Consider the following 24,083-nt stretch of genomic DNA (forward strand, 5'->3'; position numbering starts at 1 on the left):
GGTGTGAACCGGCCCGGACGGCGCGGGTCAGGGGCGATTGCGGCGATGCGGCGGATTGTCGCCGGGCGGCCGGCGCTGCCGGGCTTGCCGGCGTGTCCGCCCGCGGGGTTGCCGATTCTCGCCGGGCAATCACCCCGCCTTCGAATCGGGGGGCGTGTGGCGCTTCGGTCGGGAAGCCAGAGTCATTGGCTATTCGTGCCGGGTTTCCTTTATGATGGCCGGCTATATCACTCGCCGACACGTCAGATTAAGTCCGTGTTTCGCGAGCGACTTTCCAGACGCACTTTTCAGGTATCCATGACCGATTCAAACCTCGAAGACCCGAACGCCCCGCGCGAGGCCGAGAAATACGACAACCCCGTCGCCAGCCGCGAGTTCCTGCTCGAGCTCTTGGGCAAGCAGGACGGGCCGATCACGCTCAACAAGCTGATCAGCGAGCTCGGCTACGACGGTGACGAGGAGCGCATCGAAGGCCTGCGCCGTCGCCTGCGGGCCATGGAGCGCGACGGCCAGGCCATCCGCAACCGCCGCGGCGGCTACGTGCCGGTGACCAAGGCCGAGCTGGTGCGCGGCCGGGTGATCGGCCATCGCGACGGCTTCGGCTTCCTGGTGCCGGACGAGGGCGGCAACGACGTGTTCCTCTCGCCGCGCGTCATGCGTGCCCTGCTGCACGGCGACCGTGCCGTGGTGCAGGTGGTCGGCGAGGACCGTCGCGGTCGCCCCGAGGGCGCGCTGGTCGAGGTGATCGAGCGGGCCAACGCCGAGGTCGTCGGTCGGCTGGTGATCGAGGCCGGCGTGGCCTTCGTCATCCCCGACAACAAGCGCATGACCCAGGACGTGCTGATCCCGATGGAGGCACTGGGTGGGGCGACCGACGGCCAGATCGTCCGCGTCGCGCTGGTCGAGCAGCCCACCCAGCGGCACAAGCCGGTCGGCAAGGTCGTCGAGGTGCTGGGCGCCCACATGTCGCCGGGCATGGAGATCGACGTCGCCATCCGCGCCCACGGCATCCCCCACGAGTGGCCCGAGCCGGTTCAGCGCCACGTCGAGGGCATGAGCGACCAGGTCGCCGAGGCAGACAAGATCGGCCGCGTCGACCTGCGTGACGTGCCGCTGGTCACCATCGACGGCTCGGATTCCAAGGATCTCGACGACGCGGTCTTCTGCGAGCCGACCCCGAAGGGCTTCCGCCTGTTGGTGGCGATCGCCGACGTCTCGCATTACGTGCGCATCGGCTCGGCGCTCGACGAGGAAGGCTTCCGCCGCGCGACCTCCGTGTACTTCCCGGGACGCGTGGTGCCGATGCTCCCGGAGATCCTCTCCAACGGCCTGTGCTCGGTGAACCCGGACGTCGATCGCCTCTGCCTCTGCGCCGAGATGCTGATCAACGGCCAGGGCCAGATCATCCGCTCGCGCTTCTTCGAGGGCGTCATGCGGAGCCACGCGCGCCTGACCTACGACAGCGTCGCGGCCATGCTGCTCGACAACGACCAGGCCGAGCGCGAGAAGTACAACCACGTCATCAAGCCGGTCGAGGCGCTGCACGACCTCTACAAGGTGCTGCGCGCCGAGCGCGAATCGCGCGGGGCGATCGACTTCGACACCATCGAGACCAAGATCGTCTTCGGCGATAACCGCAAGATCGAGGCGATCGTGCCCTACGAGCGCAACGACGCGCACAAGATCATCGAGGAATGCATGATCGCGGCGAACGTGGCCGCCGGTCGCTTCCTCGCCCGGCGCAAGATCCCGTCGCTCTACCGCGTCCACGACCGCCCAGGCGCCGAGAAGATCGACGACCTGCGCGCCGCGCTCAAGGAAAAGGGCCTGACCCTCGGTGGCGGCGAGAAGCCGACCCCGGCGGACTTCAACGCCCTGATCGAGGAGGCCAAGGGTCGCCCGGACTTCGCCACCGTCCAGACCCTGCTGCTGCGCTCGCTGCAGCAGGCGGTCTACGCGCCGGACAACCTCGGTCACTTCGGCCTGGCCCACGAGCACTACGCCCACTTCACCTCGCCGATCCGTCGCTACCCGGACCTGATGGTGCACCGCGCCATCCGGCACGTGCTGCGCACCGGGGCCGCGGAGAACTTCCCGTACAGCCAGGAAGAGATGGTCCTGATCGGCGAGCACTGCTCGAACAACGAGCGCCGCGCCGACGAGGCCACGCGCGATGCCACCGACTGGCTCAAGTGCGAGTTCATGCTCGACAAGGTCGGCAACGTCTACGAGGGCCGCGTGGCCTCCGTGCTGGGCTTCGGTCTGTTCGTCGAGCTCAAGGACTTCTTCGTCGAGGGCCTGTTGCACATCACCGCCCTCAAGCGGGACTTCTACCACTTCGATCCGGTCAGCGTCTCGCTCAAGGGCGAGCGCAGTGGCAAGACCTACTCGCTCAACGACACCATCCGCGTGCGCGTCGCGCGGGTCGACCTCGACGAGCGCAAGATCGACTTCATGCTGCCCGAGGACGAGGAAGGCACGGGCGACGACGAATCGGGTCGCGACGAGGGCAAGTCCCCGAAGGGCGCCGGTGAGTCGGATGATGGCGCCTCGACCGACGAGGGCAACGGTGGCGGCAAGAAGCGCCGCCCGCGTCGGCGTCGTCGCAAGCCCAAGGGCGATGGCAACGCCGAGCAGGGCGAGGGTCAATCGGGCGGCGAGTCCGGTGACAAGCGTCCGGGCAAGGGTGACGACTCCGCCGCTACCCCGACCGACTGAGCCGCTGTCCGATGGCTCGCCCGGATGCAATCGACTGGATCGGCGGCTTTCACGCCGTCGAGGCCGCGCTGCGTGAGCGACCCGAGCGGGTCGAGCGGGTGGCCCTGTCCGGGCGGGACGACCGCCGCGCCCGTCGTCTGCAGGCGCTGGCCGAGCGGGCCGGGGTCCCCGTGGAGTCGCGCGACGAGGCCTGGTTCGACACGCTGCGCAGCGACGGCAAGCCATTGCGTCACCAGGGCGTGGTCGCCCGGGTCGCGCTGGGCCAGGCCGGCGACGAGCACGACCTGTCGGCCTTGCTCGATGCGGCCGACGAGCCGCCGCTGCTGCTGGTCCTCGATGGCGTGACCGACCCGCACAACCTCGGCGCCTGCCTGCGGGCCGCCGAGGCCGCCGGGGTGCTCGCGGTGGTCGCGCCCAAGGATCGGGCCTGCGGACTGACCCCCGCCGCCCGCAAGACTTCGGCCGGTTCCGCCGAGCGACTGCCGTTCATCCAGGTGACCAACCTCGCCCGCACGCTCGCCGACCTAAAGGCGCGCGATGTCTGGATCGTCGGGGCCGCCGGCGAGGGGCCGGTCTCCCTCTACGAGAGCGACTTCGCCTGCGAGCCGGTCGCCCTGGTGATGGGGGCCGAGGGCGGTGGCCTGCGCCGCCTGACCCGCGAGCGCTGCGACCAGCTGATCCATATCCCGATGGCGCCGAGTGTCGAGAGCCTCAATGTCTCGGTGGCGTCGGCCGTCTGCCTGTTCGAGTTCCGTCGCCAGCGACTGGCGGCGGCCGGCTGACACGACCGCCGGGATTCGTGTCGCGACGGGCGGCTCGCCGCTGCCTTCGAAACCGCCCCGCGTTTCCGGTAAAATGCCGGCCGAATCATTTCAATGTGGTCCGGTGTTCTCGTCCACGCCGACGAACGCCCACCAGGGAGTCAGCAGCCGCCATGAACCTTTCCGACCGGGTCCGCCGGGTCCGTCCCTCACCGACACTTGCCGTCACCGCCAAGGCCGCCGAGCTGCGTGCCGCCGGCCGCGACATCATCAGCCTCGGTGCCGGCGAGCCGGACTTCGACACCCCGAAGCACATCGGTGAGGCGGGTATCCAGGCGATCCGCGACGGCTTCACGCGCTACACCGCGGTCGAGGGCATCGTCGAGCTGCGTCAGGCCATCGTCGACAAGCTCAAGAACGACCAGGGGCTCGAATACGGCCTCGACCAGGTCATCGTCTCCACCGGCGGCAAGCAGAGCATCTTCAACCTCTGCCAGGCGCTGCTCAATCCGGGCGACGAGGCGATCATCACGGCCCCCTACTGGGTCTCCTACCCCGACATGGTGCGCCTGGCGGGTGGCGAGCCGGTGATCGTCTCCGCCGGCCAGGACCAGGGCTTCAAGATGAGCCCGCGCCAGCTGGCCGCCTCGATCACCGACAAGACCCGGCTGGTGATGCTCAACAGCCCCTCCAACCCCACCGGCGTGGCTTACACCCGCGAGGACTGGGCCCAGCTGGCGGACGTCCTGCGCGATCACCCCGAGATCGTGATCGCCACCGACGACATGTACGAGAAGATCCTCTGGGCCGACGAGCCGTTCTCGAACATCGCGATGGTGGCGCCGGATCTCCTGCCGCGCACCGTGGTCCTGAACGGCGTGAGCAAGGCCTACGCCATGACCGGCTGGCGGATCGGCTACGCGGCGGGCCCGGCCGACCTGATCAAGGCGATGAAGGTGATCCAGTCGCAGAGCACCTCGGGTGCCTGCTCGATTGCCCAGAAGGCGGCCTGCGAGGCGATCGCCGGCGACCAGTCGGAGATCGACGCGATGGTGAGCGCCTTCCGCGAGCGCCACGACTTCATCGTCGATGCGCTCAACGAGTTGCCGGGCGTGTCCTGCCTGCCCGGGCAGGGCGCCTTCTACAGTTTCCCGGACGTCTCCGCGGCCATGAAGGCCCTGGGCGTCGAGGACGACGTCGCCTTCTCCGAGCACCTGCTCGAACAAGCCGGCGTCGCCGTGGTGCCGGGGTCGGCCTTCGGCGCCCCGGGTCACGTCCGCCTGAGTTACGCGACCAGCCTGGATGCGCTGCGCGAGGCCATCGACCGGATCCGCGCGGTCCTGTCGGCGGCCTGACCGACACCGTTTTTTCTATGGCGGCCGGCAGGGAGGCTGGTCGTATTTCACTGCCTGCATTTCAAGCCCGAAGGGTTGGGAGTTGATTGATGGATGAGAACCGCAAGAAGGCCCTGAGCGCCGCCCTGTCGCAGATCGAACGCCAGTTCGGCAAGGGGGCGGTGATGCGCATGAACGACGAGGGACGACGGAATGTCCCGGCCATCAGCACCGGCTCGATCTCGTTGGATGCCGCACTCGGCATCGGCGGCCTGCCGCGCGGCCGCGTGGTCGAGATCTACGGCCCGGAGTCCTCGGGCAAGACCACGCTCACCCTGCAGGTGCTGGCCCAGGCGCAGAAGGCCGGCGGCACCTGCGCGTTCATCGATGCCGAGCACGCGCTCGACCCGACCTACGCCGAGAAGCTGGGCGTGAACGTCGACGACCTGCTGGTCTCCCAGCCGGACACCGGCGAGCAGGCACTCGAGATCGCCGACATGCTGGTGCGCTCCGGTGCGGTGGACGCCGTGGTGGTCGACTCGGTCGCCGCCCTGGTGCCCAAGGCCGAGATCGAGGGCGAGATGGGTGACAGCCACGTCGGCCTGCAGGCCCGCCTGATGAGCCAGGCGCTGCGCAAGCTGACCGGCAACATCAAGCGCACCAACTGCATGGTGATGTTCATCAACCAGATCCGGATGAAGATCGGCGTCACCTACGGCAGCCCGGAGACCACCACCGGCGGCAACGCGCTCAAGTTCTACTCCTCCGTGCGACTCGACATCCGTCGCGTCGGCGCGGTGAAGAAGGGCGAAGAGGTCATCGGCAACCAGACCCGCATCAAGGTGGTCAAGAACAAGATGGCGCCGCCGTTCAAGGTGGTCGACTGCGACATCCTCTACGGCGAGGGCATCTCGCACCTGCTCGAGCTGGTGGACCTGGGCGCCAAGCACGGCATCATCCAGAAGGCCGGTGCGTGGTACTCCTACGGCGACACTCGCATCGGCCAGGGCAAGGACAACGCGCGCCAGTTCCTGGCGGAGAACCCGGAGATTGCCGAGGAGATCGAGGCGCAGGTGCGCGAGATCATGATGCCCAAGCCGGCCCCGATCCCCGAGAAGAGCGAAGTCGACGAGACGCCGGTCGACGAGACCTCCTAAGGCCATCCACGTCCCGTGGACGACGAGAAGCGGCGCCGGCTCGACTGTGAGAAGCGTGCGGTGGGGCTGTTGGCCCGGCGCGAGCACAGTCGGCTGGAACTGGCCCGCAAGCTCGCGGATCGGGGCTTTGCGGCCGACGAGGTCGACCCGGTGCTCGACCGCCTGGTCGAGGAGGGCTGGCAGTCGGATCGTCGCTACGCCGAGAGCCTGATCCGTGCCCGTGCCGCGCGGCGCTACGGGCCCGACCGGATCGCGAACGAACTGGCCCAGCAGGGCGTCGACGAGGGGGTGGCCAGCGAGGCATTCGCCGCCGAGCCGCAGGACTGGGCCGAGCTGGCCCGGGAGCAGTTGCTCGCGCGGTTTCGCGAGCCCCCCGCCGACTTCCCCGACCGCGCGCGGCGCCACCGTCACCTGGTGCGCCGCGGCTTTCCCCCCGACCTCTCCCACGAGCTGGCCGGCTGGTGGCCCGACGAGGACGTCGGCCCCGATTTCCCGTAGCCCGCCCATCCATCGGAAAAGGCGGCAGACTGCGCTACAATCCGCGCTTTGTCCTCCCCGTTTTCCGAGATGGTTCGTGCATGAAGACCAGCGCCGAAATTCGTCAAGCCTTCCTGGATTTCTTTGCCGAGCGGGGGCACGAGGTCGTGCCCTCCTCGTCGCTGATTCCGGCCAATGACCCGACGCTTCTGTTCACCAATGCCGGGATGGTGCCCTTCAAGGAGGCCTTTCTCGGTCAGGAGAAGCGCGCCAATCCGCGCGCGGTCTCGGTGCAGCGCTGCGTGCGCGCCGGCGGCAAGCACAACGATCTCGAGAACGTTGGCTACACCGCCCGGCACCACACCTTCTTCGAGATGCTGGGCAACTTCAGCTTCGGCGACTACTTCAAGCGCGACGCGATCCGCTACGGCTGGGACTTCCTGACCGAGACCCTCGGTCTGCCGGCCGAGCGCCTGCTGGTCACCGTCTACGAGAGCGACGACGAGGCCTACGCCCACTGGCGCGACGACATCGGCCTGCCCGAGGACCGCATCCTGCGCATCGGCGACAAGCCGGGCGGCGGCTCGGACAACTTCTGGCAGATGGGCGACACCGGCCCCTGCGGTCCCTGCTCCGAGATCTTCTACGACCACGGCCCCGAGATCCCGGGCGGCCCGCCGGGTTCGCCCGACGAGGACGGCGATCGCTTCATCGAGATCTGGAACATCGTCTTCATGCAGTACGACCGGGCGGCCGACGGCACGCTCAGCAACCTGCCCAAGCCCTCGGTCGACACCGGCATGGGCCTCGAGCGCCTGGCCGCGGTGATGCAGGGCGTGCATTCGAACTACCAGATCGACCTGTTCCGGCACCTGATCGACGCGGCCGTCGAGGCCACGGGGGCGACCGACCGCGAGTCGGCCTCGCTCAAGGTCATCGCCGACCACATCCGCTCCTGCGCGTTCCTGGTCGTCGATGGCGTGCGCCCCGGCAACGAGGGTCGCGACTACGTCCTGCGCCGCATCATCCGCCGCGCCGCCCGTCACGGCCACAAGCTCGGTCAGGACGCGCCGTTCTTCCACAAGCTGGTCGGCCCGCTGGTCAAGGAAATGGGCGATGCCTACCCGGAGCTGGCCAAGGCGGTCGACGAGGTCGAGCGCGTGCTGCTCGCCGAGGAGGAGCGTTTCTTGCAGACGCTCGCCTCGGGCATGCAGGTGCTCGAGCAGGCGGTGGCCAATCTCCCCGCGGGTGGCACCATCGACGGCGAGACCGCCTTCAAGCTCTACGACACCCACGGCTTCCCGCTGGACCTGACCGCCGATATCGCCCGCGAGCGTGGCCTTGTCGTCGACGAGGAAGGCTTCGAGCGCGAGATGGCCGAGCGGCGTGCCCAGTCGCGCGCGGCCAGCCACTTCACCGCCGAGACCATCAAGATCGGCACGGACGAGCCCACGGTGTTCGAGGGTTACCAGCAGGATTCGCTCGCGGCGACCGTGGTCGCGGTCGCCCGCGAGGGCAGCCAGGCCGAGTCGCTCGAGCGCGGCCAGGACGGCGTGATCGCCCTCGATCGCACGCCCTTCTACGCCGAGTCGGGCGGCCAGGTGGGCGACACCGGCGTGATCGAGTCGGCCAACGGTCGCTTCGTCGTGCACGACACCCAGAAGCAGGGCGGGGTCTTCCTCCACCACGGCACGCTGACCGACGGGCACCTCGCCCAAGGCGATACCGTGACGGCGCGCATCGACGGCGAGCGCCGCGCCGAGATCCGCCTGAACCATTCGGCCACCCACCTGTTGCACGCCGCGTTGCGCGAGGTGCTGGGCGACCACGTCCACCAAAAGGGCTCGCGCGTCGGTCCCGAGTCGCTGCGCTTCGACTTTTCCCACGACAAGCCGGTCACCCGCGAGGAGTTGCGCGAGATCGAGCGGCTGGTCAACGCCCAGGTGCGCGAGAACCACGCGGTCGAGACCCGCGAGATGGCGATCGACGAGGCACGCGCGGCCGGCGCGATGGCGCTGTTCGGCGAGAAGTACGGCGACGTCGTGCGGGTGGTGACCATGGGGCCCTTCTCCATGGAACTCTGCGGCGGCACGCACGCCCGCCGCGGTGGCGACATCGGGCTGTTCAAGATCGTGGCCGAGTCGGGCGTCGCCTCGGGCGTGCGCCGCATCGAGGCGGTGACCGGCGCGGCCGCGTTGGCCGAGGCCGAGCGCGCCGACCAGACGGTGGGCGAGATCGCCGAGCTGCTGCGCGGACCGAAGACCGAAGCGGCCGAGCGGGTCGCGCAGATGCTGGAGCGCTCGCGCCAGCTCGAGCGCGAACTGGCCAAGCTCAAGGCCGAGCTCGCCTCCGCCAGTGGCGACGAGCTGGCCGACAGCGCCGAGACCATCGGTCCGGCCAAGGTGCTGGTCGCCGAACTCCCCGGGGCGGATGCCGGCGCGCTGCGCGAGAGCATGGACAAGCTGCGCGACAAGCTCGGCACCGCCGCGATCCTGCTGGGGACCGTCGACGACGGCAAGGTGCGCCTGGTGGCGGGATTGTCCAAGGACCTGACCAAGACCTTCAAGGCAGGCGACTGGGTCAACGTTGCTGCCGCCGAGGTGGGCGGCAAGGGCGGCGGTCGTCCCGACATGGCCCAGGCCGGCGGCAGCCAGCCGGAGCGCCTGGCCGAGGCACTGAGCGCGGCGCGTGCCTGGGTGGCCGAGCAGCTTGGCTGAACCCGGCGGCGCCCCCGCCTGACACGGGGCCATGGGCCCGGCGGGTGAAAAAGTCCGGCCGGCGGTTTATACTGCCCGGCTGCTTTGACTTTCTCACGTCAGCGACAAGGAGCTGGCACCCCGCGGAGGGTGCCAAGGAAACGACAACATGGCGTTAATCGTACAGAAATACGGCGGTACCTCGGTCGGCAGCGTCGAGCGCATCCAGGCGGTGGCCGAGCGCGTCCAGCGTGCCGTGAACAACGGCGACTCGGTGGTCGTCGTGGTCTCGGCCATGAGCGGCGAGACCAACCGCCTGATCGGGATGGCCAAAGAGATCCAGGCCGAGCCGACCCCGCGTGAACTCGACACCCTGGTCGCCACCGGCGAGCAGGTCACCATCGCGCTGCTGTCGATGGCCCTGCAAGCGCGCGGTCAGGACGCGCGTTCCTATACCGGCGCGCAGGTGCGCATCCTCACCGACAGCACCCATACCAAGGCGCGTATCCAGTCGATCGATACCGACACCATTCGCGGCGATCTCGATGCCGGTCGCGTGGTCGTGGTCGCCGGCTTCCAGGGCGTGGACGAGCACGGCCAGATCACCACGCTGGGCCGTGGCGGCTCGGACACCTCGGCCGTGGCCCTGGCCGCGGCGCTCAAGGCCGACGAGTGCCAGATCTACACCGACGTCGACGGCGTCTACACGACCGATCCGCGCGTCGTGCCCAAGGCCCGTCGCCTCGACCGGATCACCTTCGAGGAAATGCTGGAGATGGCCAGCCTGGGCTCGAAGGTCCTGCAGATTCGCTCGGTGGAGTTCGCCGGCAAGTACAACGTCCCCCTGCGGGTGCTGTCCTCGTTCCAGGACGGCCCCGGCACCCTGATTACCCTGGAGGAAGACGGCGTGGAAGAACCAGTAATTTCCGGGATCGCGTTCCACAAGGACGAGGCCCAGCTGACCATCAAGGGCGTGCCGGACAGCCCCGGGATTGCCTATAAGATCCTCGGCCCGATCGGCGAGGCCAACATCGAAGTCGACATGATCCTGCAGAACATCGGTGCGGACGACACCACCGATTTCACCTTCACGGTTCATCGTAACGACTTCGACAAGGCGCTGGACCTGATGCGCAAGACCGCCGACGAGCTCGGCGCGCGCGAGGTCTCCGGCAACCACAACATCGTCAAGATCTCGCTGGTGGGCGTGGGCATGCGCTCGCACGCCGGCATCGCCTCGAAGATGTTCCGGGTGCTGGCCGAAGAGAAGATCAACATCCGCATGATCGCCACCTCCGAGATCAAGATCTCGGTCGTGATCGACGACAAGTACCTTGAGCTGGCGGTGCGTGCCCTGCACGATGCCTTCGAGCTCGATACCCCGGAAGTGTCGCTGAGCTGATCCGCGGCTGACCGACTAATATCCGGCATGGCCCCCGACGGAAGACAGGCGGGGCCGCTAAACACAGAGAGTGACCCGATATGTTGATTTTGACTCGCCGCATTGGTGAGGTGCTGCGCATCGGCGACGACGTCGCCATCACGGTGCTCGGCATCAAGGGAAACCAGGTCCGAATCGGTATTGATGCGCCCAAGGATGTCGCCGTGCATCGCGAGGAAATCTATCAGCGCATCAAGAGCGAGACGGAACAGGACGGTGAGGGCGACGCCTCGACCTGAGGCCTCCCCCTCGCGATCGTTCGCCTCGCCGTGGTCGCCCACGGTCCATCCGAGTTGTCCGTTCCTGCCCGCGCCCCTCGGGACGCGTCCGGGCAGAGCGGTCGTGCGGGTGTGACGGGGCGGTCGACGGCCTCCCGGTGGCATTGATTCCTGCCGCCAAAGCCGCTACCATGCGGCGCTTGTTGGAGAGGTGGCCGAGTGGCTGAAGGCGCTCCCCTGCTAAGGGAGTAAGGGGTTTATAGCCCCTTCGAGGGTTCGAATCCCTCTCTCTCCGCCATACGAAGAAAAAGCCCCGCCGGGCGTGCCTGGCGGGGCTTTTTGCCGTGTGGGCCTTCCTTATCTCCCTGGGCGATTTCGCACCGCCATCAGTGCTTCGTATTCCTCCGGCGCGAGGATCTGGCGCAGGTCGACGAAACTGCCGCTCTCGAATTCCCTGAGCCCCGGCAGGGCATGGAGTATCCGTTCGGCCGCCGCCCCCGGTGACAGCAGCGTCTCGGTGCCACGCGCGGCGTGGATGCGTTCGAGCGCCGGGAAGCGCGAGGTGTCGTCGATCTCGCAGAGCGTGTCGATGATGCGCGTGTCGATCAGGCCCGGTGCGATCGCGGCGACATGCGTGTCCGGGAACTCGTGCGCATACAGTCGGCAGAGCATGTTGAGTGTCGCCTTGGACAGCGCGTAGCCGCCCCAGCCGCGGTTGCCGAGTACCGCCGCGCCCGAGGAAATCGCCACGATCTGGTCGATGGCGATGTTTGATGCCAGCAGCCAGTCGAGGATCACCTTGTTGGCCCATACGTTGATGTCCATGAGCTCGCGCAGCCGCTCGACCGACACCCGGCTCATGTCCTCGATCTCGCCCAGGATGCCCGCGTTGAGCACCACCAGGTCGAGCCGGTCGACCCCGGCGAGCAGCTGGTCGAGCGCCGGTCCGATCGCGTCGAGATCGGACAGATCGCAGGGCACGTCGACCACCCGGTCGGCCAGTGCGGCGCAGCCGCGGCGACTGCAGCCGTGGACGCGGTAGTCGCGCTCGAGCAGGGCGTGGCTCAGCCCGAGGCCGAGTCCGCTGCTGTTGCCGGTGACCAGGGCGTTCGGTTGTGTCATGGCGTTGCCTCCGGCTGCCGTTCGGCGTGGCAGGGTGGGTGATATTCGCTCTGGGCGACGCGATTGCGGCCCTCCCGCTTGGCCAGGTACAGCGCCCGGTCGGCCGCCGCGATCAGGTCGTTGATCGACTCGATTCTCGGGTCGCTGCGGGTCACGCCAGCGCTGGCGGTGATGGTCTCGTCCTGCAGCGGTTCCGGCCAGTCACGCGCCTCGATCGCCGTGAGCAGCGTGGTGGCGAGGCGGCAACCCGAGGCGCCGTCGTCGAGCGGCAGGCCGATCAGGAACTCCTCGCCACCCCAACGCATGGCGACCGCATCCGGCGGGGCGTGCTGGGCGATGAGCCTTCCCAGCGCTTCGAGCACGGAGTCGCCCACCAGGTGGCCGTAGCGATCGTTGACCGGCTTGAAGTGGTCCACGTCCAGGGCGATCAGCGCGAGCCGGCGACCCGAGCGTTGCGCCCGGGCGAGCAGTTCCTCCAGCCGGCCCATGCCCTTGCGTCGGTTGAGCAGCCCCGTGAGCATGTCGCGGTCGGCTTCCCGTTGCAGCCGGGCCTCGACCGCCTTGGCATCCGTGACGTCGTGGACCAGCCCAGTGACCCGCAGCGGCCGGCCCTCGTCGTCCCAGTCGACCACCGAGCCCCGGTCGTGCACCCAGAGGTAGTGGCCGTTGCGGTTGCGCAGCCGGTAGACCGCCTCGAACTGGTGGCGCTCGCCGGCCAGATGATCCTGCAACGTGGTGATCACCACGGGCAGGTCGTCGGGGTGGACGTTGTCCTTCCAGGTCTCGATCACCTCGGGCATCTCCTCCGGCCCGTAGCCCAGCAGGCTATGCAATCGGGGACTGAAGACCAGTCGCTCCTGTGCCGGGTACCAGTCCCAGACGCCGTCGGCGAGGTCGTGCAGGATCTGCCAGCCGGTCGCGCGCTCGTCCGGCGGTGCCGCGACACCGGGGCGGCGGCTGATGTCCCGGGCGACGGAGATGAAGCGTTCCTCGCCGTTGAGGGTGGCCACCGACGTGACCACCTCGACCGGCAGTTCGCTGCCGTCCGCGCGCCGGTGCCCGCCGATGAATCGGTAGGGCGAGTTCCGACGGATCACCTCGGCGATCGCCGACCAGGCCGGCATGCCATGCACGCGCGTCTGCAGGGAGAGCACCGAGTGCTCGAGCACGTCATCGCGCGCGAGCAACAGGTCCTCGTGGGCGGCGCGATTGCAGTCGACGATCCGGGAGGTGGCCGGGTCGATCACGTAGACGGCATCGGGCAGGGCCTGGAACAGCGACGGATGCAGGTCGTCCATGACGGGTCGGAATGCCGGTGGTGATGGTGGGGGTATTCTTGCAGGTCTGGCGCCGAACCCCAATGCCCTTCAGCGCAATTCCGCCAGGAGTTGCCGGATCATGCCGTCGGCGCGACTGCCATAGCCACCACCGAACAGGTTGAAGTGGTTGAGGACGTGGTAGAGGTTGTAGAGCGTCTTGCGCGTGCGGTAGCCGGCATCCAGCGGCAAGTGGGCCTGGTAGGCCTGGTAGAAGCCGGGGGCGAACCCGCCGAACAGCTCGGTCATGGCGATTTCGGCCTCGCGGTCGGCGCGGTAGGTGGCCGGGTCGAACAGCACCGGGGTGCCGTCGGTGAGCGCGCCGTGGTTCGCGCCCCACATGTCGCCGTGGATCAGCGCGGGGTAGGGCCGGTAGTCGCTGAAGAAGGCGGGCAGGGCGTCGATCAGTTCGCGGCCCGCGTCGATGCTGCGCCCCGACAGGCCGCGTTCGGCGGCCCAGTCGAGCTGCGGGGCGAGGCGGCGTTGCCCGTAGAAGCGCGCCCAGTCGTCGTCCTCGCCACCCAGCTGGGGCATTGCGCCGATGAAGTTGTCCTCCGGCCAGCCGAAGCCCGATTGCGGCTCGGCGTGCAGCTCGGCCATCGCCTCGCCCAGGGCGGCGTCGTTCACCGGGGCCAGGTCGAGCCATTCGAGCAGCAGGTAGGCCGTGCCGTCGACGCTGCCCGCGGCGGCCACCTGCGGGGTGCGGATGCGCGTGCCCAGTGCCTCGAGCCCGCGCCCTTCGGCGGGAAACATGCCGTCGTTGCGGTCCGGGTGGGTCTTGAGGAACAGCGGGCCGCTATCGGTCTCGAGCTGGGTGGCATCGGCGATGCAGCCGCCACCGATGCCGCGCTGATCGGCAACCTCGAGCGAGCCGGCCTCGGCCAGCCGCGCGGTCAGCGCGTTTTCGGGGGTCTCGCCTTGCTGGATGCGGGCGAGGGCGTCGTCAAGAAGTGCCTGATACGTGGTTGGGGCAGCCATGGCGGTTGTAGAGAGCCTCCTGTGTTGCCTCGATCCACTCCTGGGTGGCGTCGTTGATCTCGTTGGCCGTCCGGCCCTCGGTCTCGATCGGCGGGCCGAACACGACATGGATGGTGCCCGGGCGCATGCGAAAGCCCTTCTTGGGCCACAGGCAGCCGGAATCGACGGCCATGGGGATTACCCGGGCGCCGCTGCGCTCGGCGAGCATGGCCCCGCCGATGCGGTAGTTGGGTGGCGTGCCGGGGAGCCGGCGGGTGCCCTCGGGAAAGATCACCACGTCGCGGCCGTCGGCAAGGGCCGCCGACCCCTGACGCAGGATCTCGGCCAGCGCCTTGCGCCCGGCCGCCCGGTCGATCGCGATCGGCTCGATCGCCTTGAGCCCCTGGCCGAACACCGGGATGCGCAGCAGTTCCCGCTTGAGCACGAAGGCGGGAAAGCGCAGCGTGCTGGGCAGGAACATCGTCTCCCAGGTGGATTGGTGCTTGGCCAGCACCAGGTTGCCCCCCGTCGGATCGAGGTGCTCGAGCCCCTCGACTTCGTGGCGAATGCCGGTGATCACGCGCGCCAGCCACAGGATCGAGCGGCCGAAGGAGAACAGCAGGCGATAGCGTCGCTCGAACGGCAGAAAGCGCCCGGCGAGCAGGATCGGCGTATGCGCGAGCAGCGAGAGGGTCGCTGCCAGGGCAAACAGGGCCGTCCGTAGCCAGGTGAGCATTGCCGCCTTACGCCTGCAACTGGGAGACGTCGGCAATGGCGAGGAATAGCGCGTTGATCCGCGCCAGCAGTGCCAAGCGGTTGTCGCGCAGGGCCGTGTCGTCGGCCATCACCATCACCGAGTCGAAGAACGCGTCCACCGGCTCGCGCAGGGCGGCCAGCGCGGTCAGGGCCTCGGTGTAGTCGCCCTCGGCCAGCAGGCCCTCCAGGCGCGGGCCGATCGCGTCGACCGCCTCCCACAGGCGCTGCTCGGCCGGTTCGACCAGTCGGGCATCAATGACCGACTCCGGGACCGGGCCGTCATGCTTCTTGAGGATGTTGCCGATGCGCTTGTTGGCCGCGGCCAGTGCCTCGGCCTCCGGCAGCTCGATAAAGGCGTTGACCGCCCGCATGCGCTGCTCGAAGTCCAGCGGCCGGCGGGTGCCGGTCATCGAGACGGCCTGGAAAACGTCGCTGCGGATGCCGCGATCGAGGCTGTAACGATGCTGGCGCTCGGTGATGAACTCGAACACGCCCATGACGTGATCATTGGCCTCCGGCACCTTGTCGGCGATACCGGCGGCCGCCATCTCGAGCAGCTCGACCAGGTCGAGGTCCAGTTCCTGCTCGACCAGGATGCGCAGCACGCCCAGCGCCGCGCGACGCAGGGCGAACGGGTCCTTGGCGCCGGTGGGCGCCTGGCCGATGGCGAAGATGCCCATCAGCGTGTCGAGCCGATCGGCCAGGGCCACGGCCTGGGCCACCCCGCCACGCGGCAGGTCGTCGCCGGCGCGGCGCGGGCGATAGTGATCGTCCAGGGCGATGGCGACATCTTCGTCCATGCCCTCGTGCGTCGCCAGGTAGCGGCCGATGGTGCCCTGCAGGCCGGCAAACTCGCCTACCATCTGGGTCTGCAGGTCGCACTTGCTCAATCGCGCCGCCCGGCGGGCGGCCTGCGGGTCGGCCTCGATCTGCCGGGCGATGGCCTCGGCCAGTTGCTCGATGCGAAGCACCTTGTCGAACACGCTGCCCAGGCGCTTCTGGAACACCAGGTGCTTGAGCGACTCGAGGTGTGATTCCAGCGGGGTCTTGAGATCGCCTTCCCAGAAGAACATCGCATCGGAAAAGCGCGGGCGGATGACACGCTCGTTGCCGTGGCGCACCGCCTCGATGTCGCGGCTCTCGATGTTCACCACGGTGATGAACCACGGCATCAGCGCGCCGTGCGCATCCAGGACGGGGAAGTACTTCTGGTCGTCCTGCATGGTGTACATCAGTGCCTCGTGCGGCACGTCGAGGAAACGCGCCTCGAACTCGCCGGCGACGGCCACCGGCCACTCGACCAGGGCGGTCACCTCGTCGAGCAGGTCGGTATCGATATGGGCGCGCCCGCCGATCTCGTCGGCCTTGGCCTTCACTTGCGACTCGATGTGCGCCCGGCGCTCGGCGAAGTCGGCCAGCACGAAACCCTGCTTCTGCAGGGTGGCGGCGTAGTCGGCCGGGGCACTAACGGTCAGCGCCTCCGGGTGGTGGAAGCGGTGGCCAAAGGTCTGGTTGCCGGCGGCGTGACCGAACAGGGTCATGTCGACCACCTGGTCGCCGTGCAGGGCGAGCACCCAGTGGACCGGGCGGATGAACTCGGCGCGCGAGCTGCCCCAGCGCATGCGCTTCGGGGTGGGCAGCTTGTCCAGTGCGCGCTCGACGATGGCGGGCAGCAGGTCGGCGGCGCTCTGGCCCGGCTCGGTGTAGCGGTGGACCAGCCACTCGCCCTTGTCGGTCGTCATGGTCTCGAGCTGGTCGGGCGACACGCCGCAGCCGGTGGCGAAGCCGGTCAGGGCCTTGGTCGGGTTGCCGTCGGCATCGTAGGCGGCCTTGACCGCCGGGCCGCGGCGCTCGACCGGCTTGGGCTCGGTGGCGCGGGCCAGGTCGTCGACCAACAGGGCCAGTCGACGCGGCGCGGCGTAGGCCGTGAGCTTGCCGTGGGCCAGCCCCGCCTCGTCCAGCCCGGCGCGGATCTCGTCTTCGAGCGCGTCGCGCAGGGTGGTCAGGGCCTTGGGCGGGAGTTCCTCGGTGCCCAGTTCGAAAAGAAAGTCCGCCGTGTCAGTCATGAAAGTCCGTACCTGTTGGCAATGCTTGGTCGTCGTGGCATGGCCCGATGGGCCGGGTGCGCCCGGTGCGTGATCAGCCCTGTGTCGGGTTCGCCATGGGGAAGCCCAGCGCCTCGCGGGCGGCAAAGTAGCGTTCGGCCACGGCGCGGGCCATGGTGCGCACGCGCAGGATGTAACGCTGGCGCTCGGTCACAGAGATGGCGCGGCGCGCGTCGAGCAGGTTGAAGGCGTGCGAGGCCTTGAGCACCTGCTCGTAGGCCGGCAACGGCAGGTCGGCCTTCACCAGGCGCAGGCACTCGCCTTCCGCGTGGTCGAAGTGCTGGAACAGGAACGCGGTGTCGGCCTGCTCGAAGTTGTAGGTCGACTGCTCCACCTCGTTCTGGTGGTAGACGTCGCCGTAGGTAATCACCCCGGCATCCGAGCGCGACCAGACCAGGTCGTAGACGTTCTCGACCCCTTGCAGGTACATCGCCAGGCGCTCGAGACCGTAGGTGATCTCGCCCGAGACCGGATCGCAGTTGAGCCCGCCGACCTGCTGGAAGTAGGTGAACTGGGTCACCTCCATGCCGTTGAGCCAGACCTCCCAGCCCAGGCCCCAGGCGCCCAGCGTCGGCGACTCCCAGTTGTCCTCGACAAAGCGGATGTCGTGGGTCAGCGGATCGAAGCCCAGCCGGGTCAGCGACTCCAGGTACAGGTCCTGGATATTGTCCGGCGAGGGCTTCAACAGCACCTGGAACTGGTAGTAGTGCTGCAGGCGGTTGGGGTTGTCGCCGTAGCGGCCGTCGGTCGGCCGGCGCGACGGCTGCACGTAGGCCGCGCGCCACGGCTCCGGGCCGATCGAGTGCAGGAAGGTGGCCGGGTGGAACGTGCCGGCGCCCACCTCGATATCCAACGGCTGGAGGACCGCGCAACCCTGCTCGGCCCAGAAGCTCTGCAAGGCCAGGATCAGGCCCTGGAAGGTCGACAGGTCGAAGCGCGTTTCGATGGAAGGCTGACTCATGAGAATTCTTGTGTAGATCGTGTCTGGACGCGGTCACGCGCCCGGATAGTTCATGAAGTCCACGCGCCCTCGCTAGCCTGTTGACCGCACACGGATTTTTCTTCCGTCGACCGTATTCCCTGATACGGCGCTCCGTCAGAAAAACCCGTGTGCGATCAACATTCTGCGCGATCATCACGCGGATTCATGAACTATCCGGGCTAAACGGGCCGAACGCAAAGCGGCCATAGTATACCGATGGGCGGTGGCTCTGCACGGGCAAGGCGGTTGCCAGAGAGGATGCCCGCTGACGATCAGGTGGCTTCGTCGATAACTGGCAGCCAGTAGCAAGGAATGAGGCCAGTTCGCTGCTTCTTGCCAAGACAGATCGAAGGGGCGCCCCCTTGGCGTCCTGCCTCACGAGGGAAGGACGGCCGGGGCGAAGCGACACGGACGTCGCTTCGAGGTTCGCCGCGACAGGAGGTCGCGTCGAACCGGCCCCGATCAGCCGGCCTTCGTTCGTGAGGCCGGGAGCCTCGGCCCGAGGCTCCCGGGTCCACAGGACCAGGGCGCAGGGTGTCCTTCTTTTCGCCCCTTTTCTTGGACAAGCAAGAAAAGGGGCTCGCCCGCCGGGCGTGGAGTCCGCTAAGGTTGGCTAACTTTTATTGGCGGGCGAAACGGACAGCCGCGGCATGCAGGATCTAAAGCGCGCCGGTTGAAAGACGAGGAAAGGGTTCTGACCCTCTTCTATTTTTTCCGATGTCTTGAAAACGGTGCTGACCTTTATATTTGGGCGTTAGCCAACAGGGGCCATCATGAGTACTGCCACAGTTTCAGAACCAATTTCGGGCGACAAGGCATATCAGGTGAGAGCTCGCGCTGCGCTCCCGTTGCTTGTGCGCCAAGCGGAAGCGAGCGCCCCGCTTTTCTACTCCGATCTGGCCGAAGAGTTGGGTATGTCCAACCCGCGCAACCTGAACTACGTCCTTGGGAGTATTGGGCAGTCTCTGGAACGCCTTTCAAAGGCATGGAAATCTAAGGTCCCACCAATTCAATGTCTCGTTGTTAACAAGAGCACGGGGTTGCCTGGTGAAGGCATCGGTTGGTTTCTCGTGAAGAAAGCGGATTTTGCAACGCTTCCGCTTCGGCAGAAGAGAGCAATTGTTGAAGCAGAGCTTCAGCACGTGTTTTCGTACCCCCGATGGCATGAAGTGCTTGAAGCTCTTGGTCTTGAACCAACAACGTTCGATTTCACGGCGTTCGTGAACAAAGCCAGAGGCGGTTTCGGTGGCGGCGAGAGCCAAGAACACAAGGCTCTCAAAGAGTATGTCGCTCAAAACCCAAGAGTTGTCGGTCTTGGCGCGAATACACCGAGAGGCGCCACCGAATATCTATTGCCGTCCGGGGACAGTCTGGACGTCTCGTTCAGCGGGAACAAAATCTGGGTGGCAGCAGAGGTCAAATCCTCTGTGTCGGCCGAGGATGATATTGTCCGAGGTCTTTTCCAATGCGTTAAATACCGGGCGGTCATGGAGGCTGTATTGCTTACGGAGTCGCGCCCACAAAACGCACTAGCATTACTCGTCTTGGAATCAAAACTGCCTCAGTCACTTATTCCCCTGCGGAACATGCTAGGTGTCGAAGTGGTTGAAGGTGTTTCACCAAAAAATGCCTAACAATCGCATGCAATCGAACAACAAAAAGCGGCGCTCGTTCCTCGCTACTGTTTTCTTTTGCCGGTGATGCGAAGCATTGGTCTAGGGTGTAATTGCATGCTTTTCGTGGTTCGGCCCCCAGCAGCATGACATGGCGGCATCCGTCGAACCCGCCGCCTTGTGCTGCGCACCATCCCCCACCCGTGCTACCGTTCCCCGCCTGACCCACGCCGGAACCCCGAACACCCCATGGACATTCGCGAAGCCATTGCCCGCACCGTCGACCGTCATGACCTGAGCCGCGAACAGATGTACGCGGTCATGCACCAGATCATGGCCGGCGAGGCCACGCCGGTGCAGGTCGCCGGCCTGATGGTCGCGCTGCGCATGAAGGGCGAGACCATCGACGAGATCACGGCTGCCGCCGAGGTAATGCGCGAGCTGGCGGTGGGCGTGCAGGTGGACGTGCCGCACCTGGTCGACATCGTCGGTACCGGTGGCGACGGCTCCGCGCTGTTCAATGTCTCGACCGCCTCGAGCTTCGTGGTCGCCGCGGCCGGCGGGCACGTGGCCAAGCACGGCAACCGCTCGGTCACGAGCCGTTCGGGCAGTGCCGACATGCTCGAGACGGCGGGCGTGAACCTGGAGGTCGACAGCGATTGCGTCGCCCGCTGCGTGCGCGAGCTGGGAATCGGCTTCATGTTCGCCCCTCGTCACCACGGCTCGATGCGCCACGCCGCCGTGCCGCGCAAGGAGCTGGGGGTGCGCACTTTGTTCAATGTCCTCGGGCCGCTTACCAACCCGGCCGGTGCGCCGGCGATGCTGCTGGGCGTCTACAGTAGCGACTGGCTCGAGCCGCTGGCCGAGGTGATGCAGCGCCTGGGCGCGCGTCACGTGCTGGTGGTGCACAGCCACGACGGTCTCGACGAGATCTCGCTGGCCGAGGCGACCGAGGTGGCCGAGCTGAAAGACAATACGGTGCGCCGCTTCCGCGTCGAGCCCGAGGACTTCGGCATCACGCGCCAGCCGCTTGATCGGCTGATCGTCGATGGCCCCGAGCAGAGCGTGGCCTGCGTGCGCGCCGCCCTGGGCGGCGAGCCCGGCCCGGTCGCCGACATGATCGCGCTGAATGCCGGGGCGGCCATCTATGCCGCGGACCTGGCCGAGGACCTGGTCGCCGGCGTGGCCACCGCCCAGCGCCTGCTGGCCGAAGGGCGCGCGCTGGACAAGCTCGAGCAGCTGGTCGCCATGACCCGCGCCTGCCAGGCCTGATACCGGCCCGAATTGTCCGGCCGGGGATGGATGCGTCCCCGGTCCACCCACCCATTACACTTCCCGGTCGTGACTGCCGTGACTGATACCCCCGATATCCTGAAGAAGATCATCGCGCGCAAGCGCCTCGAGGTCGCCGCCGCCCGGCAGGTGACCCCGCCGTCCGTGATGGAGGACCAGGCGCTGGCCGCCGATCGTCCGCGCGGCTTCGAGCGCGCCATCGAGACGCGCGTGGCCGACAAGCGCCCGGCGGTGATCGCCGAGATCAAGAAGGCCTCGCCCAGCCGCGGCGTGCTGCGCGAGCCGTTCGACCCGGTCGCCATCGCCAAGAGCTACCAGAAGGGCGGGGCGGCCTGCCTGTCGGTGCTGACCGACCGCGACTTCTTCCAGGGCGATGCCGAGTACCTCAAGGCCGCCCGCGCCGCTTGCCGCTTGCCGGTGCTGCGCAAGGACTTCCTGATCGACCCCTACCAGGTCGACGAGGCGCGCGCGATGGGCGCCGACTGCGTGCTGCTGATTGCCGCCGCGCTCGACGACGAGACGATGCGCACCTTGCACGACCGCGCCCGCCACTGGGGCATGGACGTGCTGGTCGAGGTCCACGACCACGACGAGCTGCTGCGGGCGCTCCAACTGGATACCCGCCTGATCGGCATCAACAACCGTGATCTCCGCAGCTTCGATGTCAGTCTCGACGTCACGCTGGAATTGCTGCACGACATTCCGGACGACCGGATCGTGGTCACCGAGAGCGGCATCCTCGGCGTCGAGGACGTGCGCCGCATGCGCGAACACGACGTGCATGCCTTCCTGGTGGGCGAGGCGTTCATGCGCGCCGAGGACCCGGGCGAGGCGCTGGCGGAACTGTTCGAACTCAACCAGTCGTAAGGTAGTCGTGATGAAGGCACGAGTGAAATGGGTCGACGGCATGGCGTTCATGGCCGAGGCCGACAGCGGGCACGCCATCGTCATGGACGGCGCGCCGGAAATCGGCGGTCGCAATGCCGGGCCGCGTCCGATGGAGATGGTGCTGATGGGCCTGGGTGGCTGCACCGCCATCGACGTGATGATGATCCTGGGCAAGCAGCGCCAGCCGGTCGAGGACTGCTGGATCGAACTGTCCGCCGAGCGGGCGGACGTGAAGGCGCCCAAGGTGTTCACCACCATCCACACCCATTACGTGGTGGTCGGCCGCGGGCTGGACCCGAAGAAGGTCGAGCGCGCGGTGGACCTGTCGGCGGAGAAGTATTGCTCGGTGTCGGCGATGCTGCGCGACTCGGTCGAGCTGACGCACGATTTCGAGGTTCGCGAGCCCGAGTAGCGGGCACAGCGGATCTCCGGGGCACCCGCCCCATCAATGTGTCGCGGTGGTGGGCCCGGTCGTGGCAATGGTGCGACAGCAGTGCCTCGGCCAACGGCCGATGGCGTGCGCGGTTGGTGACACGATTCCCGGCGCCGGTTTACACTTTGCGGCAATTACAGCGCGTCGTTTTCGTTCGACGCATCGATACGCCCGGCCGGCAGGTCGGGCGCTTTGTTTCAGGGGGTAGTCATGGGTGAGCCGTCGGTCACCTTGCACGGGTTCAACAACCTCAGCAAGACGCTGAGCATGTCGATCTTCGACATCTGTTATGCCAAGACCCGGGCACAGGTCAACGAGTACATCGCCTACATCGACGAGGTCTACGACGCCGACCGGCTGACCCAGATCCTCACCGATGTCACCGAGATGATCGGGGCGAACATCCTCAATGTCGCCCGCCAGGACTACGAGCCGCAGGGCGCCTCGGTCACCATCCTCATTTCCGAGGAGCCGGTGATCGCCGAGGGCATCGACTACCACGAGGAGCCGGGTCCGCTGCCGGGCGACGGCGAGCTCGAGCGCGACTCGGTGGTCGCGCATCTGGACAAGAGCCACATCACGGTCCACACCTACCCGGAGAGTCACCCGGAAAACGGCATCTCCACCTTCCGGGTCGATATCGACGTGTCCACCTGTGGGCGGATCTCGCCGCTACGCGCGCTGAATTACCTGATCCACAGTTTCGACTCGGACATCGTCACGCTCGACTACCGCGTGCGCGGCTTTACCCGCGACGTGCACGGCAAGAAGCACTTCATCGATCACGAGATCAACTCGATCCAGAACTACCTCGCCGAGGACACCCGCGAGCGCTACCAGCTGATCGACGTCAACGTCTACCAGGAGAACATCTTCCACACCAAGATGCTCCTGAAGGACTTCGATCTGGACAACTACCTGTTCGGTCACGGCACCGACGACTACAGCCCGCAGGTCTGCAACCGCATCGAGAAGGCGCTGAAGAAGGAGATGTTCGAGATCTTCTACGGCCGGAACCTGGCCGACGCGGACGTGCCTTCCGGTTGATTAGGTATTAATCAGCGGCTGGCGGCGGCGATCGACTCGGCCAGCAGTTCCACGGGTTGCCTGACCGTGAGCTTCGCGCCCGCCGCCAGGTGGCTGGCGCAGCCGACGTTGGCGCTGACCACCACGTCGGGCGCCAGGCGCTCGATCGAGTCGAGCTTCGGTTCGCGCAGCTGTTCGGCCTGATCCGGGTAGAGCAGTACCTGCATGCCGGCGGCACCGCAGCAACGCGCGTTGCCGTCGATCTCCAGCAGTTCCAGGCCCGGAATGGCGGCGAGCAGCTGGCGGGTCGCCTCGGGTTGCCGCAGGTGATTGCGCTGGCTGCAGGGCGTGTGCACGGCGACGCGGTAATCGAGACGCGCGACGTCCGGCCATTCGGTTCGATCGCGCGCGAGCAGCCAGTCGGTGATCTCGCGCACCGTGATCTCGTGCGAATCCGTCAGCGGACCCAGCTCGGCGGCGCAGGCCGTACCCACGACAACGATCGCCTCGACGCCCGCGGTCTGGAAGACGGCGGCGTTCCCCTCGCGGCGGCGTCTCGCCTCCGCCGGCTCACCGCCGTGGGCATGCATCGCCCCGCAGCAGCCCTGGCCGGCCGGCTCGACCACCTCGTAACCGAAGGCAGCGATCGCGGTGCGGGCGGCGGCGACGGCGTTCGCGTTCATCGCCGCACCCGTGCAGCCGACGAACAGGCCGACGCGACCGCGCGCGGGTTGGGTATCGGACGGCCGGGGTTGTGGCGATAGGGGGCCGGCAACCCGCCGGGGCAGGG

General features: G+C 67.4%; 20 protein-coding genes and 1 tRNA gene. 14 read left to right on the forward strand and 7 right to left on the reverse strand.

The window, feature by feature from the left end; translation table 11 throughout:
* Positions 1 to 297: 297 nt before the first annotated feature.
* The 9 genes from rnr to FAZ79_RS08330 all read left to right on the forward strand — a co-directional run bounded on the left by rnr (position 298) and on the right by FAZ79_RS08330 (position 11,100).
* Positions 298 to 2,718, forward strand: a complete 2,421-nt coding sequence (gene rnr / locus FAZ79_RS08290) for a ribonuclease R (RefSeq protein ID WP_136867507.1) — start codon at positions 298 to 300, stop codon at positions 2,716 to 2,718.
* A gap of 11 nt (positions 2,719 to 2,729) precedes the next feature.
* The gene (gene rlmB, locus FAZ79_RS08295) at positions 2,730 to 3,500 is read left to right on the forward strand and encodes a 23S rRNA (guanosine(2251)-2'-O)-methyltransferase RlmB (RefSeq protein WP_136867508.1); all 771 of its coding nucleotides are present in this window, start codon (positions 2,730 to 2,732) and stop codon (positions 3,498 to 3,500) included.
* A gap of 152 nt (positions 3,501 to 3,652) precedes the next feature.
* Positions 3,653 to 4,834 (forward strand): pyridoxal phosphate-dependent aminotransferase, encoded by a 1,182-nt coding sequence (locus FAZ79_RS08300; protein WP_136867509.1) that lies wholly within the window; start codon positions 3,653 to 3,655, stop codon positions 4,832 to 4,834.
* Positions 4,835 to 4,923: 89 nt separating this feature from the next.
* Positions 4,924 to 5,970 carry a recombinase RecA gene (recA, locus tag FAZ79_RS08305; protein ID WP_136867510.1) on the forward strand — a complete coding sequence of 349 codons (1,047 nt, stop codon included), beginning with the start codon at positions 4,924 to 4,926 and terminating at the stop codon, positions 5,968 to 5,970.
* 15 nt (positions 5,971 to 5,985) lie between these two features.
* Entirely contained in the window at positions 5,986 to 6,468 is a 483-nt protein-coding gene (locus FAZ79_RS08310; protein WP_136867511.1) for a regulatory protein RecX, read from the forward strand.
* Between the two features lie 80 nt (positions 6,469 to 6,548).
* Positions 6,549 to 9,164: an alanine--tRNA ligase gene (alaS, locus tag FAZ79_RS08315; RefSeq protein WP_136867512.1), complete on the forward strand. Its 2,616-nt coding sequence runs from the start codon at positions 6,549 to 6,551 to the stop codon at positions 9,162 to 9,164.
* A 148-nt stretch (positions 9,165 to 9,312) separates the two neighbouring features.
* Positions 9,313 to 10,545, forward strand: a complete 1,233-nt coding sequence (locus FAZ79_RS08320; RefSeq protein ID WP_136867513.1) for an aspartate kinase — start codon at positions 9,313 to 9,315, stop codon at positions 10,543 to 10,545.
* An 80-nt stretch (positions 10,546 to 10,625) separates the two neighbouring features.
* Positions 10,626 to 10,823 (forward strand): carbon storage regulator CsrA, encoded by a 198-nt coding sequence (csrA, locus tag FAZ79_RS08325; RefSeq protein WP_136867514.1) that lies wholly within the window; start codon positions 10,626 to 10,628, stop codon positions 10,821 to 10,823.
* 184 nt (positions 10,824 to 11,007) lie between these two features.
* Positions 11,008 to 11,100, forward strand: a tRNA-Ser gene (locus FAZ79_RS08330).
* A 59-nt stretch (positions 11,101 to 11,159) separates the two neighbouring features.
* Here the strand turns inward: FAZ79_RS08330 and FAZ79_RS08335 are convergent.
* The 6 genes from FAZ79_RS08335 to glyQ form a co-directional block, all read right to left on the reverse strand.
* Positions 11,160 to 11,924: an SDR family NAD(P)-dependent oxidoreductase gene (locus FAZ79_RS08335; RefSeq protein WP_136867515.1), complete on the reverse strand. Its 765-nt coding sequence runs from the start codon at positions 11,922 to 11,924 to the stop codon at positions 11,160 to 11,162.
* Positions 11,921 to 13,222, reverse strand: coding sequence for a diguanylate cyclase (locus FAZ79_RS08340; protein ID WP_136867516.1), 1,302 nt, complete (start codon positions 13,220 to 13,222; stop codon positions 11,921 to 11,923). Before FAZ79_RS08340 ends, FAZ79_RS08335 begins: the two co-directional genes overlap by 4 nt.
* Positions 13,223 to 13,291: 69 nt before the next feature.
* Complete coding sequence (locus tag FAZ79_RS08345; protein WP_169303649.1) at positions 13,292 to 14,218, reverse strand: fructosamine kinase family protein; 927 nt, start codon at positions 14,216 to 14,218, stop codon at positions 13,292 to 13,294.
* The gene (locus tag FAZ79_RS08350; protein ID WP_136867518.1) at positions 14,184 to 14,933 is read right to left on the reverse strand and encodes a lysophospholipid acyltransferase family protein; all 750 of its coding nucleotides are present in this window, start codon (positions 14,931 to 14,933) and stop codon (positions 14,184 to 14,186) included. The genes FAZ79_RS08345 and FAZ79_RS08350 overlap by 35 nt, the downstream gene beginning before the upstream one ends.
* 7 nt (positions 14,934 to 14,940) lie before the next feature.
* On the reverse strand, positions 14,941 to 17,019 hold the full coding sequence (glyS, locus tag FAZ79_RS08355; RefSeq protein ID WP_136867519.1) for a glycine--tRNA ligase subunit beta: 2,079 nt from the start codon (positions 17,017 to 17,019) through the stop codon (positions 14,941 to 14,943).
* Between the two features lie 73 nt (positions 17,020 to 17,092).
* Positions 17,093 to 18,019: a glycine--tRNA ligase subunit alpha gene (gene glyQ / locus FAZ79_RS08360; protein WP_136867520.1), complete on the reverse strand. Its 927-nt coding sequence runs from the start codon at positions 18,017 to 18,019 to the stop codon at positions 17,093 to 17,095.
* Positions 18,020 to 18,813: 794 nt separating this feature from the next.
* On the opposite strand from glyQ, the gene FAZ79_RS08365 reads away from it, so the two are divergent.
* The 5 genes from FAZ79_RS08365 (at position 18,814) to speD (ending at position 23,314) form a co-directional block, all read left to right on the forward strand.
* Complete coding sequence (locus FAZ79_RS08365) at positions 18,814 to 19,674, forward strand: hypothetical protein (protein WP_136867521.1); 861 nt, start codon at positions 18,814 to 18,816, stop codon at positions 19,672 to 19,674.
* Between the two features lie 228 nt (positions 19,675 to 19,902).
* On the forward strand, positions 19,903 to 20,925 hold the full coding sequence (trpD, locus tag FAZ79_RS08370; protein ID WP_136867522.1) for an anthranilate phosphoribosyltransferase: 1,023 nt from the start codon (positions 19,903 to 19,905) through the stop codon (positions 20,923 to 20,925).
* A gap of 78 nt (positions 20,926 to 21,003) precedes the next feature.
* Positions 21,004 to 21,813 carry an indole-3-glycerol phosphate synthase TrpC gene (gene trpC, locus FAZ79_RS08375; RefSeq protein WP_136867523.1) on the forward strand — a complete coding sequence of 270 codons (810 nt, stop codon included), beginning with the start codon at positions 21,004 to 21,006 and terminating at the stop codon, positions 21,811 to 21,813.
* A 10-nt stretch (positions 21,814 to 21,823) separates the two neighbouring features.
* Positions 21,824 to 22,246, forward strand: a complete 423-nt coding sequence (locus FAZ79_RS08380) for an OsmC family protein (RefSeq protein WP_136867524.1) — start codon at positions 21,824 to 21,826, stop codon at positions 22,244 to 22,246.
* Between the two features lie 231 nt (positions 22,247 to 22,477).
* Positions 22,478 to 23,314, forward strand: a complete 837-nt coding sequence (gene speD, locus FAZ79_RS08385; RefSeq protein WP_136867525.1) for an adenosylmethionine decarboxylase — start codon at positions 22,478 to 22,480, stop codon at positions 23,312 to 23,314.
* An 11-nt stretch (positions 23,315 to 23,325) separates the two neighbouring features.
* Here the strand turns inward: speD and FAZ79_RS08390 are convergent.
* A partial coding sequence (locus tag FAZ79_RS08390) for a (Fe-S)-binding protein (protein WP_136867526.1) occupies positions 23,326 to 24,083 on the reverse strand: 758 nt, incomplete at its 5' end.

Source organism: Guyparkeria sp. SB14A (genome assembly GCF_005096345.1).
GTDB classification, from domain to species: Bacteria; Pseudomonadota; Gammaproteobacteria; order Halothiobacillales; family Halothiobacillaceae; genus Guyparkeria; species Guyparkeria hydrothermalis.

What these genes read in the sequence shown, in the direction of transcription:
- FAZ79_RS08380 (WP_136867524.1), top strand. Translation starts at nt 21,824, where the DNA reads ATGAAGGCACGAGTGAAATGGGTCGACGGCATGGCGTTCATGGCCGAG.
- FAZ79_RS08320 (WP_136867513.1), top strand. Translation starts at nt 9,313, where the DNA reads ATGGCGTTAATCGTACAGAAATACGGCGGTACCTCGGTCGGCAGCGTC.
- trpD (WP_136867522.1), top strand. Translation starts at nt 19,903, where the DNA reads ATGGACATTCGCGAAGCCATTGCCCGCACCGTCGACCGTCATGACCTG.
- alaS (WP_136867512.1), top strand. Translation starts at nt 6,549, where the DNA reads ATGAAGACCAGCGCCGAAATTCGTCAAGCCTTCCTGGATTTCTTTGCC.
- rnr (WP_136867507.1), top strand. Translation starts at nt 298, where the DNA reads ATGACCGATTCAAACCTCGAAGACCCGAACGCCCCGCGCGAGGCCGAG.
- recA (WP_136867510.1), top strand. Translation starts at nt 4,924, where the DNA reads ATGGATGAGAACCGCAAGAAGGCCCTGAGCGCCGCCCTGTCGCAGATC.
- FAZ79_RS08365 (WP_136867521.1), top strand. Translation starts at nt 18,814, where the DNA reads ATGAGTACTGCCACAGTTTCAGAACCAATTTCGGGCGACAAGGCATAT.
- FAZ79_RS08350 (WP_136867518.1), bottom strand. Translation starts at nt 14,933, where the DNA reads ATGCTCACCTGGCTACGGACGGCCCTGTTTGCCCTGGCAGCGACCCTC.
- csrA (WP_136867514.1), top strand. Translation starts at nt 10,626, where the DNA reads ATGTTGATTTTGACTCGCCGCATTGGTGAGGTGCTGCGCATCGGCGAC.
- FAZ79_RS08345 (WP_169303649.1), bottom strand. Translation starts at nt 14,218, where the DNA reads ATGGCTGCCCCAACCACGTATCAGGCACTTCTTGACGACGCCCTCGCC.
- glyQ (WP_136867520.1), bottom strand. Translation starts at nt 18,019, where the DNA reads ATGAGTCAGCCTTCCATCGAAACGCGCTTCGACCTGTCGACCTTCCAG.
- rlmB (WP_136867508.1), top strand. Translation starts at nt 2,730, where the DNA reads ATGGCTCGCCCGGATGCAATCGACTGGATCGGCGGCTTTCACGCCGTC.
- FAZ79_RS08335 (WP_136867515.1), bottom strand. Translation starts at nt 11,924, where the DNA reads ATGACACAACCGAACGCCCTGGTCACCGGCAACAGCAGCGGACTCGGC.
- FAZ79_RS08300 (WP_136867509.1), top strand. Translation starts at nt 3,653, where the DNA reads ATGAACCTTTCCGACCGGGTCCGCCGGGTCCGTCCCTCACCGACACTT.
- glyS (WP_136867519.1), bottom strand. Translation starts at nt 17,019, where the DNA reads ATGACTGACACGGCGGACTTTCTTTTCGAACTGGGCACCGAGGAACTC.
- FAZ79_RS08340 (WP_136867516.1), bottom strand. Translation starts at nt 13,222, where the DNA reads ATGGACGACCTGCATCCGTCGCTGTTCCAGGCCCTGCCCGATGCCGTC.
- speD (WP_136867525.1), top strand. Translation starts at nt 22,478, where the DNA reads ATGGGTGAGCCGTCGGTCACCTTGCACGGGTTCAACAACCTCAGCAAG.